Here is a 13,970-nt window from a genome sequence, read left to right as displayed (position 1 = left end):
GTCCTGTCTCCTTCGATTTAGGTAACGTGAACTCATGAACATTCCGGAAGCAGATCTCGCCCGCCTCAACGAGTGTCGCCACCATGCCCCACATGACTTTTATGGCTGGCACGACGGCACGGTCTTAACTCGTCGCCCTGGCGCCGAGAAGGTGGAGCTGGTCACCGAAACTGCCGTGCACGAGATGAATGCTGTAGGCCACGACCTGTGGGAGAGCGCACTAGACCAGGAGCAGGATTACCGTTTCCGGGTGACTTACCCAGGCCAGGCTCCGGTCGAGGTGGCCGACGGCTACCGGTTCTTGCCCACTGCAAGCACGTTCGATCTACATCTGATTTCGGAAGGTCGCCACGAGCGGCTTTGGGAGGTACTTGGCGCGAATCTGCACAGCTACGACACGCATTTGGGCCGGGTTGGAGGTGTTTCGTTTGCGGTGTGGGCGCCGAATGCCAAAGGCGTTGCCGTAGTAGGCGACTTCAACGGCTGGAATCCCGCGCAGTCGCCGATGCGCTGTTTGGGCGCAACCGGGGTCTGGGAGCTCTTCGTCCCCGGCATCGGCCCCGGCGAGCGCTATAAGTTCGCGATTCAAACCGCGGACGGCCGGCGCATCGATAAGGCTGATCCGATGGCGAAGCAAACGATTGCTCCGCCGGAGACAGTCTCGGTAGTCATGGCAAACGATTACGAGTGGAATGACTCCGCATGGATGGATGCTCGTAACGGCAATCTCGATGTGCCGATGAGCATCTACGAGCTGCATGTGGGTTCCTGGAAACAAGGCGCCGACTACAACAGGCTGCGCGCTGAGCTCATCGATTACGTCCTCGAGCATGGCTTCACCCACGTCGAGCTGCTTCCGGTGGCCGAGCACCCCTTCGGCGGTTCTTGGGGCTACCAAGTCTCGGGCTACTACGCGCCGTCGGCGCGCTGGGGGTCGCCGGATGAGTTGCGTGCGCTTATCGACGCCCTGCATAACGCCGGCATCGGCGTCCTCATCGACTGGGTCCCGGCGCACTTTCCCAAAGACGAATTTGCACTGGGACGCTTTGACGGCCAGGCACTCTACGAGCACCCCGATCCCCGCCGCGGCGAGCAGGCCGACTGGGGAACCTACGTCTTTGACTTTGGCCGCAACGAGGTGCGCAACTTCTTGGTAGCAAACGCGCTGTATTGGGCCGAAGAATTCCACGTCGACGGCCTGCGCGTGGATGCGGTGGCCTCGATGCTCTACTTGGACTACTCACGTGAAGTTTGGCTGCCCAACCAGTACGGCGGACGCGAAAACCTGGAAGCGGTACAGTTCTTGCAGGAGACGAACGCTACCCTGCAGCGCCTGCATCCCGGCGTGCTGACCATTGCCGAGGAATCGACCTCTTGGCCGGGCGTTACTGCTCCCACCTCGGAAGGCGGCCTCGGATTTTCCCTGAAATGGAATATGGGCTGGATGAATGACACCCTCGAGTACTTCACACATGAGCCCATCTACCGCCAGCACCATCACGGCGAGCTGACCTTCTCTATGGTCTATGCCTATTCAGAACGCTACGTGCTGCCGTTTAGCCACGATGAGGTGGTCCATGGCAAGGGCTCGCTGTGGACGCGCATGCCTGGCGACGAGTGGAACAAGGCCGCAGGCTTGCGTGCACTCTACGGCTACATGTTCTCACATCCGGGCAAGAACCTGCTGTTTATGGGGCAAGAGTTTGGCCAGGTCGCAGAGTGGAACGAATCCAGTTCTGTGGACTGGGCCAATCTCGAAGGCTGGGGCGGTGAGTGGCATCGCGGCATCAAGCGCTTAGTGCGCGATATCAATATCGTTTACAAAGACACCCCTGCCCTGTGGTCCCAGGACTTTACGCAGGATGGTTTCCAGTGGGTCAAGGCTGATGACTCGAACAATAACGTCTTGGGTTACGTGCGCTACGGCAACGATGGCTCGGCGCTGCTCGCCGTGTGCAATTTCTCAGGCAACTCCATTCCGAACTACCACATGTGGCTGCCCCGCGACGGCGCGTGGGAGTTGCTGCTCAACACCGACGACGCCGTCTACGAGGGCGCGGGCAATGACTTGGCACATAAGGTGCACTCCACGTCGAATTCCGCGGATCTACACCTCCCGGCCAACTCCGTGCAGTGGTACCGCTTTGTGGGCTAGCTGACCCAGGTGTCGACCTTGGCGTAAATCTCCGGCATCCGGGCGTCGACCCGCTTGCCGGCGATAAACGCCACCAGTGCGTGGACGATAGCCGGCACGGCAAGGCTCAAGATGACACCGACTACTAGCAACGAAGCCTTGTCTTGGGTAACGGCGATGCCTAGGCAAACAAGACCTGGGGCCACGGCAATCCAGCCGAAGATGAGTCCGAAGAGGCTGGCCACAAAGGCGGGTGCGGAGTAGCCAGACTTATCAGTCCACGCATTGGTACCAGGCGCGGAGACGGGATAAGGGTTATAGACTGACAAAGCTAGTGAACAGGCGCTGACCGAAAGCAGCATTCCTATTGCAGCACAACCAAAGGCCAATACCTTCAGGCGTTCAGGGCTGATGATGAGCGCCAGGATGACGCAAAGGATGATGACAATTGCAGCGGGCGTCACGTGCGCGCGATGGCGGGCCAGCAGAAACTTGCTTGGTGCACAAGGTGCCATCATCTTCAGCCAGCCGGAGGGGCCATCGTAGCCATAGTCGTTGACGCCGAGTAGGCCGCCCACGAGACCGAGCATCACGAGCACGCCTAAACCAGCGGTCAAGTTGCCGTTAAAGATGTGGTAGAGACAGAATCCTGCGAGCACCGGCAAGGAGATCAAGGTATTTACTAGGCGCATATCGCGGACGATATAAAGCAACGAGCGCGAGTACTCCATCATGGCGGGACTGCGATAGGCCAAGCCCATCAGGCGGAGGCGGGATACGCCGTGCTGCTTTGTCTTTGTGGCTGGCGCAGGCCGGGCGTGCTGCTGGCTTTGGGCGAATTCTGTTTTGATTAAGTGCCGCCAGACCGCGAAGAGCCCCACTGCGGTGACAATTGCGATTAGAAGCTGCGCGAGTGCTTCCATGTAAGAGCCGTTGGCAAGCGCGGTGGCCCAACCGGTCGCTGCGGTAAATGGCGTCCATGCGGCATATTTGCCGATGGTGCCGAGCGGCACTGTATCTTCAATCTGGCCGTTTAAGAGAATGACGCAGAGCATCAATACGGTGCCGAGAATGCCGCCGATGAACTTGCTGCGATCACTTTCCAAGCTGACCACGTTGCTGGCAACGCTCATCAGGCACTCCGACAAACAGATAGTGATAAACCACGAAAGCGCCATGCCGAGCACGAATGCGGGTACGGCAATGACGTTGAAGTCACCGATGCTCACGAGCATGATCGCACCGACGATTGCCCAGATAATGCTAAAACCTGCAGAAAGCCCGACGCGGGAGGTAAGGAAAGAAATGCGCAGCATGGCGGGCCGGACCTCTTCTAAAGAAAGCGGCAGGCCCTTCAAAGTATCCGGGTAAAGCTGCTTTTCACCGGCGGGCATCACCATCGCGAGCATGAGGTAAATCGCTACGCCGAGGAGGTTGACTGTGGTGAGAGCGTGAGCATTGCGCGTGCCTTCACTCAGATCTAAGCCGGCCATAAGCCCAGTGTTCGCGAGGCCGATCAGGCCATAGATGACGAAGAGGAGCACCATCATCCACTGCGCGGTGTTTTCTTTGAAGGTCCTGCTCCATAGTGTGCGGTGTAGCTTGACGAGGGTTTTGCTGGTGTCCATCACGGCCTAGTTTCTACCCAACCACTGGAAGGCGTTGGAATCGAGATCGGCGCCACCGACGAGTTCAATGAAGACGTCAGTGAGGCTCTTGTCACCGCGGACCTCATCGACGGTGCCGGAGGTGAGCACCTGGCCCTCGTTGATGATTGCCACGGAGGTACAAAGTCCTTCGACTAGGGACATGACGTGGGAGGAAATCACCACGGTGCCGCCGCGGGAGGCAAAGTTCACGAGAAGGTTTTGGATTAGGCGGCCAGATACTGGATCGACTGCCTCGAGCGGCTCATCGAGGATGAGCACCTCAGGATTATGGAGTACTGCGCCGGCAAGCAGAATCTTCTTGGTCATGCCGGCGGAATAGTCGGCGATGCGTTTGGAGGCGGCGTCGTCAAGCGCGAGCACGTGCAGGAGCTCGACGGCACGGCGCTGTGCCTCCCCCTCGTCGAGCTTGCGTAGCGCGCCCAAGTAGTAGAGATACTCGGCGCCCGTGAGGCGGTCGAATACGGGTGCGCCGTCCATGAGCAAGCCCATCGATGCCTTCGCAGGGATGGGATCGTGCCACACGCGGTGACCGGCAACGAATGACTCGCCGCTATCGGGGCGCAGAAGACCGCAGGCCATGGTCAACATCGTGGTTTTGCCCGCGCCGTTGGGGCCGACGATGCCATAAATGGAACCTCGCGGGACGTCGAGATCTAGATTGCGAACGGCGGGAGAACCATTGAAGGATTTGTTAAGGTCACGGACCGCAAAGGCGTGCTGCCTAGGATCGGGCGAAATCGGTGCTCGGTGCGGACTTGTCATGCACCGCACTTTATTAGAAAAAGTTACCTATTTCTAGGTATTTAGTATCCAAATTAATTATGGCGCGCAATCAATTCTTTGACGCGGGCATCAATATCGTCGCGCAGCTCGACCATCCTTTGCTTCCCCTCGACGCCACGCTGGGAGGGATCTTCAATCTCCCAGCGCTCGGCGGGGCCTGAGTAGTCTGCTCCGCCAACGATGATGACATGATCAACCTTCGCGGCAAGTTCCGGATCAACCGGCTTGGGCGTGCCCTCCGACATGTCGGCGCCTACTTCGGCCAGGCAATGGGACGCCTCGAGATTTACGTCGCCGGGCTGGCCCGGTTCGGCCACCTGGACGCCTGCCGAATAGACCTCCCACGAGGGAGCGTGCAGCTTCGCCAAAGCTGCGGCCATCTGGGACTTGCCGCGGTTGGAATTGCAGAGGAAGAGTACTTTCGTCATAGCCTCGCAGTATAGCGAGAACTATTTGTAGTACATCTCAGAGCCGTCTTTGTAGCGCTCCAAGTCAACCTGCTGCGTTGGCTGCAGGCGGTCGTGGGCTGGGTTCTCCACGTCTGGCATGCGCAGGTTAACGGTGCTGTCCTTGCCGGAATCAGCGTATGGTTCCTCACCGTTGAGGACCTTCGTGACGCGGTCCATGTCTACGGTCTTGGTCCAGCGGCCAACCAGGATGGTTGCGAGCGCGTTGCCGGCAAAGTTGGTCAGAGCGCGAGCCTCGGACATAAAGCGGTCGATGCCCATGATGACGTCGACGCCGCCGAGGAGCTCAGGACGGTGGGACTGCAAGCCCGCAGCCAGCGTTGCGATGCCGGCTCCGGAGACACCCGCTGCGCCCTTGGACGCGATGATCATAAAGACCAGCAGGCCCACCTGCTCGCCCAAGTTCATCGGCATATGCATTGCCTCGGAAATGAAGATGGCGGAAAGCGTCAGATAAATAGCGGTGCCATCCAGGTTGAAGGAATAACCGGTCGGTACAACGATACCCACGGTCGGCTTCTCCACGCCGAGGTGTTCCAGCTTGCGCATGAGGTTCGGCAACGCGGATTCAGAAGAAGAAGTAGCAACGATGAGCAGGAACTCGCGGCCCAGATACTTGCAGAGCTTCCACATGCTGATGCCGCCGAATACACGGGCGATGAGGCCGAGTACCACGAATACGAAGAGGAAGCAGGTGATGTAGAAAGCCAGCATCAGGGTGGCCAAGGACTTCACGGCATCCATGCCGGTCTCACCAACGACGCCGGCCATAGCACCGAAAGAGCCGAGCGGCGCCAGCCACAAAATCATGTTGAGGATCTTGAAGACGAGGCGCTGCAGGCTGGCGACGAAGCCAAGAATAGGTTCGCCTGCGTCGCCCATGGACTGCACGGCGAAGCCACACAGCAATGCAATAAACAGGACCTGGAGAACAGATCCCGAGGTAAACGCCGAGAACATGGTCTCTGGGACGATGGAGCTGACAAAGCCCCAAAGACCTTCGCCTTCCGCACCTGCCTTGATGTACTTAGAGCCATCACCGCCGCTAATATGAAGGCCAGCGCCGGGATCGATGAAGTTTCCGACCACGAGGCCGATCGCCAGCGCAAAGGTGGACATCGTGATGAAGTACGCCAAAGCGATGCCACCGGCCTTACCGACCGATGCCGCAGCACGCACCGAGCCGATGCCCAGCACGATGGTGCAGAAAATGATTGGCGCGATGACCATCTTGATGAGGCTGACGAACATCGTGCCCAATGGCTTGAAGTTAACGGCAACGCCCGGGGCGACTAGACCCAAGGCAATACCGGCAATCACCGCAACGATGACGCCGATGTAGAGCCAGTGGGTACGGTCCTTCTTCGGGGCTTTGGGCTCCGGGATTTTTGGACCATTAATTGGTTGCATAGTGGGCATAGAGCACTCCCTTTTAATTGGCCTCTTAATTTGCTCTGTCAAGGATTTTCTGCCCTGATAATAGAACCGGAAAAAGCGATCCAGAAATTCCCGAAAGCCGGGGGTGCTCTAATTACCCCTTCGCTAATAAAGAGCGCTTGCGAGCTTGGTGCGCGCTTGCAGGACACGGGAATCGGAGGCGTCGAAAAGCGCGAAGAGCTCGAGCAAGCGATCCTTGAGGGCTTGCTTGTCGTCGCCTGCGGTTGTTTGCATCGCCGAGATGAGGCGCTCGAAGGCTTTCTCGGGCGCACCGGCGACTACCTCGGCGTCGGCGGCATCGCACTGCTTGGCGACGTCGTTTGGCGCGGCGTCGGCGGCAGCAATCGGATCCTCGGTGCGGTTGGCCGGGTCGAGACGACGCAAAACCTGGGTGGTGTTGCGGGCCTGCTTGGCCTCGGCGTTGTCTGGATCGTCGGCCAAAATGGCGTCGTAGTGGGCGATGGCTGCGTCGAAATCGCCGCGGTTTAGGGATTCCTCGGCGGCCTGCACGCGTGGGTCCGCGGCAGGTTCTGGTTCTGGGGTCTCGGTGCTGAGACCACTCAATTGAGGCCCAAGCTTCTCGACGAGCGTGGCAGTCCACTGCTCCAGCGCATCCTTGGGCTGGGCTCCCTCGAAGTTGGTAATCGGCTGGCCGGCAGCTAGGGCGACGGTGGTTGGCAGATTGCGCACGCCAAAGACCTGCGCTACCTGCGGGATAGCATCGGCGTCGATGTAGCCAACGATGAACTTGAGACCACCGGCCTCTGCGACAGCGCGCAGGTCATTCTTCAGTTGCTCGGAGGCGGGCGAACGCGAAGAACCGATGAGCGCAATAACGGGCACCTCGGCGGAACGGCGAATCAGTTCGGATTCGAAGTTAGCCTCGGTTACCTCGAAGAATGCAGAGACCCCGGAAGGCGCTTTCTCAGTCTCCTTTTGCTGCTTCAGCGCGCCCAAATCGAGGGCACCGCCTACATAAGGTCCGGTCACTTGTTTTCCTCCAAACGTCGATTCACAGACTCCACCTTTTGCGTCAACTGGCCAGTCACGCCTTCGCGGATATCGGCCTTGACTACAAGCGAGGTACGCGGCGAAACCTTGCGTACCGCGTCGGTGGCTTCCTTGATTACGGCAAAGACCTCATCCCATTCGCCTTCTAAAAGGGTAAACATGGCATTGGTCTCGTTGGGCAAGCCGGATGCGCGCACCACGCGGACGGCTTCGGCGACGGCTGCAGACATCTCCGCAGTTTCCTCGCCCACCACGGTTGGCGCGACAGAAAAAGCAACAATCATGTCCGCTATCCTACCTACGCTCCCAGCAGTGACGGTGCCAGTGGCGGCGGTCATCTTCCCTGCCGCCTGTATCACGCGGCCAGGCCACGATATGGGCAACGCGAGGCGGAATATTTTGGTTGCAGCCGGGGCAGATATAGAACTTGGTAGCCACCGCGCTGCCGATATGGCGCATGATGAAGGGCTCACCGTGGGTCCACTTTGGGCCCTCGACGGTCTGCGAACCTAGAAAGGTAGAACCGTCCTTAGGCAGCGGGCGCGGGCTGACGCGGTTTCTCCTGTTGCGGCGTGGCATTAGAAAAGACGCAGCTCGTTCGACTCGATGCCGCGCAGATCTTGGTAGTCAAGGATGACGCAGCGAATACCACGGTCCTCGGCCAGCGTACGGGCCTGCGGCTTGATTTCCTGGGCTGCAAACACGCCTTGCACGGGTGCCAGCAGCTCGTCACGGTTGAGAAGCTCCAGATAGCGCGTGAGCTGCTCGACGCCGTCTATACCACCGCGGCGCTTGACCTCAACCGCAACGAACTTATTGTCTTGGTCTTTGGCCATGATATCGACTGGGCCAATTGCGGTTGGATACTCGCGCCGAACGAGCGAATAGTCCTCGCCCAGGGTATCGATGTGCTCGGCGAGCAGCTCCTGCAGGTGCGCCTCGACGCCGTCCTTAACAAGCCCTGGATCCTCGCCCAACTCGACGGAGATGTCTTGGTGAATCTCCGCGATCGTGATACGCAGCTGCTCCCCCTTGGGGTTTTCAACGAGCCACAGCTGCTCGCCAGTGTCCTCGCCGTCGATGTCAGTGATGGCGGATTCCTCCAGCGTGCACGGCGGAGTCATCCAATTCAGCGGCTTATAGGCGCGGTCGTCGGCGTGGATCGACACGGAACCATCTGCCTTGACGAGGATGAGGCGATCGGCGACGGGCAAATGGGCATCCAAACGGCCGACATAATCAACTGAACAACGAGCGATGACTAAACGCATGCCCTCTACCCTATAGGTAGCCGCCTACTCCTTAGTAAAACGGGTAGCGCGCTGGCGCAGACGCCGATAGTCAGGACGTTGCAAGCGCTTGGAAGGCGCCGCCTCAATCCAGGCGGTAAGACCCATGATTCCGTGTAGGTCAGTGGCAATTTCGTATTCCTGATCCGCGAAGGAAAAGCGGATTACCTGGTTGGCGGCGGACATAAAAGCAGCCTCGTCATCGTCTAATTGACGAGTGCCAATTAGCTCGACGCCGAGGCGATTGAAACGAAGGTCTGCCTGGACCGAAACCGAACGCAGCTTGAAGTACTCCACGTATTCTCCGTTATAGCGCATCACGCCATGACGCCAAGAATGAGAGTTTTTAGCGGGAAGGGTTCTCAGCAATACAGAGGTCCCGCGCGCACGCAACTTGAAAAAGCGACGAGCAGCAAGGATAAAGCACAAAAGGATAGAAGCCGCCACGATGAGGAACAACCAGCCTAGACCTGAAATGTACATATCCTGCCGCTCCCTTTTAATCCTGAACCTGAAAGATTTTAGATAAAATTCTAGTATCTTCCCCAGCTGTTATGCCACTAAACCCCGTAGCAAAAGCGGTAGAAAAAGCGCCCCACCTTTCTGGTGAAAGAAAGGTGGGGCGCTTATGAGAGTGGAAGGGCTTTGCTGCCCGTTACTCTACCTAGCCCTTGGCGCGACGAAGCGCTCGCTGAGCGGCTTCACCACGGTTGTGGACAATAAACTCCTCGGACTTCTGGTCTTCGGAAGCCTGTGCCTCATCAACTTCGGTGGACCAAGTGGCCCAGTTGGCGAGGACAGTGATCTTGTCCTTGGACACGGAGAGGAAGCCACCCTGGACCGCGGCGACGAGGCGCTCGCCGTCGACTGGGTGGATGGTCACAACACCATTGTCGGCCAGCTGACCGACCAATGGCTCGTGGCCAGGAAGCACGCCGATCTCACCCTCAGTGGTCTCAGCCGTAACCAGCGTGGCCTTACCAGCCCACAGCTTACGCTCGACGGATACCAATTCAGCGGTGATGTCAGCCATGTGCCACTCCCTACTTCTCGGAAAGCTTCTTGTACGCAGCCTCGACGTCGTCCAAGCCACCCAGGCCGTTGAATGCCTGCTCTGGGTAGTGATCGAACTCGCCGTTGCAGATGCGCTCGAAAGCATCGATGGTCTCGGTCAGCGGGACGTAGGAGCCCGGCAGGCCGGTGAACTTCTCTGCGACGAAGAAGTTCTGGCCCAGGAAGCGCTCGATACGACGTGCGCGCTGAACGGTGACCTTGTCCTCCTCGGACAGCTCGTCCATACCAAGGATGGCGATGATGTCCTGGAGTTCCTTGTTCTTCTGCAGGATGTGAATGACGCGCTGCGCAACCTCGTAGTGGTGCTCGCCCACGATGGACGGCTCCAGAATACGAGAGGTCGAGGTCAGCGGGTTCACAGCCGGGTAAATACCCTTGGAAGCAATACCACGGTCCAACTCGGTGGTTGCATCGAGGTGGGCGAAGGTGGTGGCCGGAGCCGGGTCGGTGTAGTCATCCGCAGGGACGTAAACGGCCTGCAGAGAGGTAATCGACTTGCCCTTCGTGGAGGTAATGCGCTCCTGCAGGACACCCATCTCGTCAGCCAAGGTTGGCTGGTAGCCAACGGCGGAAGGCATACGCCCCAGCAGGGTCGAAACCTCAGAGCCAGCCTGGGTGAAACGGAAGATGTTGTCAATGAACAGCAGCACGTCCTGGTTCTGCACATCGCGGAAGTACTCCGCCATGGTCAGGCCGGACAGAGCCACGCGCATACGGACTCCTGGCGGCTCATCCATCTGGCCGAACACGAGGGCGGTGTCCTGGAGAACACCCATCTCTTCCATCTCGAGGAAGAGGTCGGTGCCCTCACGGGTACGCTCGCCGACGCCGGCGAAGACAGAGGTACCGGAGAACTCGCGTGCGATACGAGTAATCATCTCCTGGATGAGAACGGTCTTACCAACGCCTGCACCACCGAAGAGGCCGATCTTGCCGCCCTTCACGTACGGGGTCAGGAGGTCGATAACCTTAATACCGGTCTCCAGGATTTCGGTTTTGCCCTCGAGCTGGTCGAATGCTGGCGGCTCACGGTGGATGCCCCACTGCTCACCGTCGCGGCCCAGACCAGGCTGGTCGAGGCAGTCGCCCAGTGCGTTGAAGACGTGGCCCTTGACCACATCGCCGACTGGAACAGATATTGGCTTGCCAGTATCGGTCACGGTAGCGCCGCGGACGAGGCCGTCGGTCGGTGCCATGGAAACGGTACGGACGAGGTTGTCACCGAGGTGCTGAGCGACCTCGAGGGTGACGGTCTTTGCAACAGCCTCGAGAGAAATCTCGACGGTCAGTGCGTTGTACAGTGCCGGTAGTCCGCCACGCGGGAATTCCACGTCGACGACCGGACCGATGACGCGCACCACACGGCCGGCAACAGCCGACGACTGTGTGTTCTGCTCTTGCAGAGCTGAAGTCATAATCTAGTCACTTTCTGCGCTTTCGGCGAGCGCCCCAGCGCCACCGACGATCTCTGTAATTTCCTGGGTAATCTGTGCCTGACGAGCCTGGTTGGCCACGCGCGAGAGGTCCTTGACCAGCTCGGTTGCATTGTCAGTAGCAGACTTCATTGCGGTACGGCGTGCTGCGGACTCGGAAGCGGAAGCCTCCAAGAACATCGCAAAGAGGATACGAGAGACGTACTGCGGAAGCAGTGCCTCCATAAGAGTGTCAGCATCCGGCTCGAACTCGAAATCAGGCGAAACCTGATCCGTAGGCTCGGAGTCGGAAAGCGCGGACTCTCCGAGGTGGAATTCCTCATCCTCAATAACCGGAACCACCGGCAACAACTGCTGTGCACGCGCGGTTTGGGTCAGCATGGACTCAAACTCGGTGTACACAACGTGGACCTGGTCGAAGCCACGGATGCCTTCGCCCGGGGTGTTGAGGCCGTCGCGGTACTTGGCAGTACCTTTGGAACCTGCAATGAAGCCGTCGATCATGTGACGACGGACATCGTGGGTGGTCTCCCAGGACGGATCCTGCGAGAAACCAGCCCAGCTGCCTGCGACATCAGCTTCACGGAACTTGTAGAAGCCAACGCCCTTATTACCCGTGACGTAGCGGACGATCTCGTAGCCTTGCTTCTTGAGCAGGGCTTCGAGCTCGGCTGCCTTCTTGAAGATGTTGTTGTTGTAGCCACCACACATACCGCGGTCAGAAGAGACCACGAGAATAGCGGCGACCTTGCCATCTTCACGTTCACGAAGCATCGGGTGATCCAGCGAGCTGGCCGCTGCGAGCTTGTTCATCACATTCGCAAGCTCGTGTGCGTAAGGCTGTGAAGCCTCAACCCTAGCCTGTGCCTTGGTAATGCGCGAGGTAGCAATGAGCTCCTGTGCCTTGGTGATCTTCTTAGTGGAATTGACGGACCGGATTCGGTCGCGCAGTTCACGAAGATTAGCCATGGTGTTCGCTCCTCCCTTCTATTATCTCGACGGTTGATTCTTAGAGCTGTGCGGACTCTATTTAGCCGTCTTACGGGAGACGCTGAGCTCGGTCTTCTTTACCTCTGCCGCATCGAGCGCCTCGACCTCTGCCTCGGAGCCCAGATTGTGGCCCTCGGTGGTGCGGAAGGTCGGGGTGAAGTCCTTAGCAGCCTTGACGAGCGCATCCTTGGATTCGTCGGACAGAGGCTGGCCACCAGCGATCTGCTCGAATACCTGCGGGGTATTCGAGTGCAGGTACTCGTGTACCTCAGCCTCGAAGCGACGTACATCCTCGACGGGAACGACGTCGAAGATGCCCTGGTCAGCCAAGTAGATGGAAACCATCTGGAACTCGACTGGCTGCGGGGAGGACTCCGCCTGCTTGAGCAGCTCAACCAGACGCTCACCGCGCTCGAGCTGTGCCTTGGAGGCAGGGTCGAGGTCGGAAGCGAAGGCAGCGAATGCCTGCAGGTCACGGTAAGCAGCAAGCTCAAGACGCAGGTTACCGGCGACCTTCTTCATGCCCTTGGTCTGTGCAGCGCCACCCACACGGGAGACGGAGACACCGACGTTAATTGCCGGACGGACGCCCTGGTTGAACAGGTCGGACTCCAGGAAGACCTGGCCGTCGGTAATGGAAATAACGTTGGTCGGGATGAAGGCGGAAACGTCGTTCGCCTTGGTCTCGATGATCGGCAGTGCGGTCATGGAACCTGCACCCATGTCGTCGGAGAGCTTTGCAGCACGCTCCAGCAGACGGGAGTGGAGGTAGAAGACGTCGCCCGGGTATGCCTCGCGGCCCGGCGGACGGCGCAGCAGAAGGGAAATCGCACGGTAGGCCTCAGCCTGCTTGGTGAGATCATCGTAGATGACCAGGACGTGGTTGCCCTGGTACATCCAGTGCTGACCCAGGGCTGCACCGGAGAACGGTGCCAGCCACTTGAAGCCGGCGGCGTCGGAAGCCGGAGCTGCCACGATGGTGGTGTACTCCAGTGCGCCGTGCTGCTCCAGGGTGTGGCGGACTCCAGCGATGGTGGAGCCCTTCTGGCCGATAGCGACGTAGATACAACGTACCTGCTTGTCCTTGTCGCCAGACTCCCAGTTAGCCTTCTGGTTCAGGATGGTGTCGATGCAGACTGCGGTCTTACCAGTCTTACGGTCACCAATGACCAACTGACGCTGACCACGACCAATCGGGGTCATTGCGTCAATAGCCTTGATGCCAGTCTGCATCGGCTCTTCAACCGGCTGACGCTGCAGCACGGAAGGTGCCTGCAGCTCGAGGACGCGGTCCTCTTCAGCGGCGATTGGGCCCAAGCCGTCGATCGGCTGGCCCAGTGGGTTGATAACGCGGCCGAGGAATTCCTCGCCCACAGGGATGGAAAGGACTTCGCCAGTCCTCTTGACCTCGTCGCCCTCGGTGAGGGACTCGAAGTTGCCCAGGACAACGACACCGATGGAGTTGGTGTCAAGGTTCTGTGCGACGCCGATAACGCCGCCTGGGAACTCGAGCAGCTCATTCGCCATAACGGATGGCAGGCCAGAAACCTGCGCAATACCGTCAGCTGCCGAAATGACCACGCCGACCTCCTCACGGGAGGCCTCCGCGGAGTAGCTCGAGGTGTAGTTCGCAATCGCGCTACGAATCTCATCGGAGGAGATCGTCAGCTCCGCCATGTTCT

General features: G+C 59.0%; 14 protein-coding genes. 1 reads left to right on the top strand and 13 read right to left on the bottom strand.

Annotated elements, in window-relative coordinates; translation table 11 throughout:
* Positions 1-34 precede the first annotated feature (34 nt).
* Entirely contained in the window at positions 35-2,155 is a 2,121-nt protein-coding gene (gene glgB, locus QKB66_RS01640) for a 1,4-alpha-glucan branching protein GlgB (RefSeq protein ID WP_414252537.1), read from the top strand.
* On the opposite strand, the gene QKB66_RS01635 is transcribed toward glgB, so the two are convergent.
* The 13 genes from QKB66_RS01635 to atpA all read right to left on the bottom strand — a co-directional run bounded on the left by QKB66_RS01635 (position 2,152) and on the right by atpA (position 13,965).
* Complete coding sequence (locus QKB66_RS01635) at positions 2,152-3,762, bottom strand: hypothetical protein (RefSeq protein WP_414252536.1); 1,611 nt, start codon at positions 3,760-3,762, stop codon at positions 2,152-2,154. The genes glgB and QKB66_RS01635 overlap by 4 nt on opposite strands.
* Before the next feature lie 6 nt (positions 3,763-3,768).
* Positions 3,769-4,566 (bottom strand): ABC transporter ATP-binding protein, encoded by a 798-nt coding sequence (locus tag QKB66_RS01630; protein ID WP_248090599.1) that lies wholly within the window; start codon positions 4,564-4,566, stop codon positions 3,769-3,771.
* A 53-nt stretch (positions 4,567-4,619) separates the two neighbouring features.
* Positions 4,620-5,015, bottom strand: coding sequence for a low molecular weight phosphatase family protein (locus QKB66_RS01625; protein WP_248090602.1), 396 nt, complete (start codon positions 5,013-5,015; stop codon positions 4,620-4,622).
* A gap of 21 nt (positions 5,016-5,036) precedes the next feature.
* The gene (locus tag QKB66_RS01620) at positions 5,037-6,473 is read right to left on the bottom strand and encodes a cation:dicarboxylate symporter family transporter (RefSeq protein WP_414252535.1); all 1,437 of its coding nucleotides are present in this window, start codon (positions 6,471-6,473) and stop codon (positions 5,037-5,039) included.
* 123 nt (positions 6,474-6,596) lie between these two features.
* On the bottom strand, positions 6,597-7,481 hold the full coding sequence (locus QKB66_RS01615) for a tetratricopeptide repeat protein (protein ID WP_311517987.1): 885 nt from the start codon (positions 7,479-7,481) through the stop codon (positions 6,597-6,599).
* Positions 7,478-7,786: an MTH1187 family thiamine-binding protein gene (locus QKB66_RS01610; protein WP_248090611.1), complete on the bottom strand. Its 309-nt coding sequence runs from the start codon at positions 7,784-7,786 to the stop codon at positions 7,478-7,480. The genes QKB66_RS01615 and QKB66_RS01610 overlap by 4 nt, the downstream gene beginning before the upstream one ends.
* Positions 7,787-7,796: 10 nt before the next feature.
* Positions 7,797-8,081, bottom strand: a complete 285-nt coding sequence (locus QKB66_RS01605) for a hypothetical protein (protein WP_414252534.1) — start codon at positions 8,079-8,081, stop codon at positions 7,797-7,799.
* Positions 8,081-8,773, bottom strand: a complete 693-nt coding sequence (gene nucS, locus QKB66_RS01600; protein ID WP_248090619.1) for an endonuclease NucS — start codon at positions 8,771-8,773, stop codon at positions 8,081-8,083. Before nucS ends, QKB66_RS01605 begins: the two co-directional genes overlap by 1 nt.
* A gap of 24 nt (positions 8,774-8,797) precedes the next feature.
* Entirely contained in the window at positions 8,798-9,274 is a 477-nt protein-coding gene (locus tag QKB66_RS01595) for a DUF2550 domain-containing protein (protein WP_248090622.1), read from the bottom strand.
* A gap of 181 nt (positions 9,275-9,455) precedes the next feature.
* A complete protein-coding gene (locus QKB66_RS01590; protein ID WP_061921985.1) occupies positions 9,456-9,824 on the bottom strand; it encodes a F0F1 ATP synthase subunit epsilon in 369 nt (122 codons plus the stop codon).
* Between the two features lie 10 nt (positions 9,825-9,834).
* Positions 9,835-11,280 carry a F0F1 ATP synthase subunit beta gene (atpD, locus tag QKB66_RS01585; RefSeq protein ID WP_062035306.1) on the bottom strand — a complete coding sequence of 482 codons (1,446 nt, stop codon included), beginning with the start codon at positions 11,278-11,280 and terminating at the stop codon, positions 9,835-9,837.
* 3 nt (positions 11,281-11,283) lie between these two features.
* The gene (locus tag QKB66_RS01580; protein ID WP_414252533.1) at positions 11,284-12,267 is read right to left on the bottom strand and encodes a F0F1 ATP synthase subunit gamma; all 984 of its coding nucleotides are present in this window, start codon (positions 12,265-12,267) and stop codon (positions 11,284-11,286) included.
* Between the two features lie 57 nt (positions 12,268-12,324).
* Entirely contained in the window at positions 12,325-13,965 is a 1,641-nt protein-coding gene (gene atpA / locus QKB66_RS01575; RefSeq protein ID WP_248090624.1) for a F0F1 ATP synthase subunit alpha, read from the bottom strand.
* Between the last annotated feature and the right edge of the window lie 5 nt (positions 13,966-13,970).

The organism is Corynebacterium sp. c25Ua_89 (assembly GCF_047459735.1).
GTDB classification, from domain to species: domain Bacteria; phylum Actinomycetota; class Actinomycetes; order Mycobacteriales; family Mycobacteriaceae; genus Corynebacterium; species Corynebacterium simulans.
This window is presented reverse-complemented; position numbering and strand designations above follow the sequence as displayed.

Excerpts from the sequence above, each read along its gene's own strand:
- QKB66_RS01635 (WP_414252536.1), bottom strand. The coding sequence starts at position 3,762 with ATGGACACCAGCAAAACCCTCGTCAAGCTACACCGCACACTATGGAGC.
- QKB66_RS01595 (WP_248090622.1), bottom strand. The coding sequence starts at position 9,274 with ATGTACATTTCAGGTCTAGGCTGGTTGTTCCTCATCGTGGCGGCTTCT.
- QKB66_RS01625 (WP_248090602.1), bottom strand. The coding sequence starts at position 5,015 with ATGACGAAAGTACTCTTCCTCTGCAATTCCAACCGCGGCAAGTCCCAG.
- QKB66_RS01610 (WP_248090611.1), bottom strand. The coding sequence starts at position 7,786 with ATGATTGTTGCTTTTTCTGTCGCGCCAACCGTGGTGGGCGAGGAAACT.
- atpD (WP_062035306.1), bottom strand. The coding sequence starts at position 11,280 with ATGACTTCAGCTCTGCAAGAGCAGAACACACAGTCGTCGGCTGTTGCC.
- QKB66_RS01630 (WP_248090599.1), bottom strand. The coding sequence starts at position 4,566 with ATGACAAGTCCGCACCGAGCACCGATTTCGCCCGATCCTAGGCAGCAC.
- QKB66_RS01590 (WP_061921985.1), bottom strand. The coding sequence starts at position 9,824 with ATGGCTGACATCACCGCTGAATTGGTATCCGTCGAGCGTAAGCTGTGG.
- nucS (WP_248090619.1), bottom strand. The coding sequence starts at position 8,773 with ATGCGTTTAGTCATCGCTCGTTGTTCAGTTGATTATGTCGGCCGTTTG.
- glgB (WP_414252537.1), top strand. The coding sequence starts at position 35 with ATGAACATTCCGGAAGCAGATCTCGCCCGCCTCAACGAGTGTCGCCAC.
- QKB66_RS01605 (WP_414252534.1), bottom strand. The coding sequence starts at position 8,081 with ATGCCACGCCGCAACAGGAGAAACCGCGTCAGCCCGCGCCCGCTGCCT.
- QKB66_RS01620 (WP_414252535.1), bottom strand. The coding sequence starts at position 6,473 with ATGCCCACTATGCAACCAATTAATGGTCCAAAAATCCCGGAGCCCAAA.
- QKB66_RS01580 (WP_414252533.1), bottom strand. The coding sequence starts at position 12,267 with ATGGCTAATCTTCGTGAACTGCGCGACCGAATCCGGTCCGTCAATTCC.
- atpA (WP_248090624.1), bottom strand. The coding sequence starts at position 13,965 with ATGGCGGAGCTGACGATCTCCTCCGATGAGATTCGTAGCGCGATTGCG.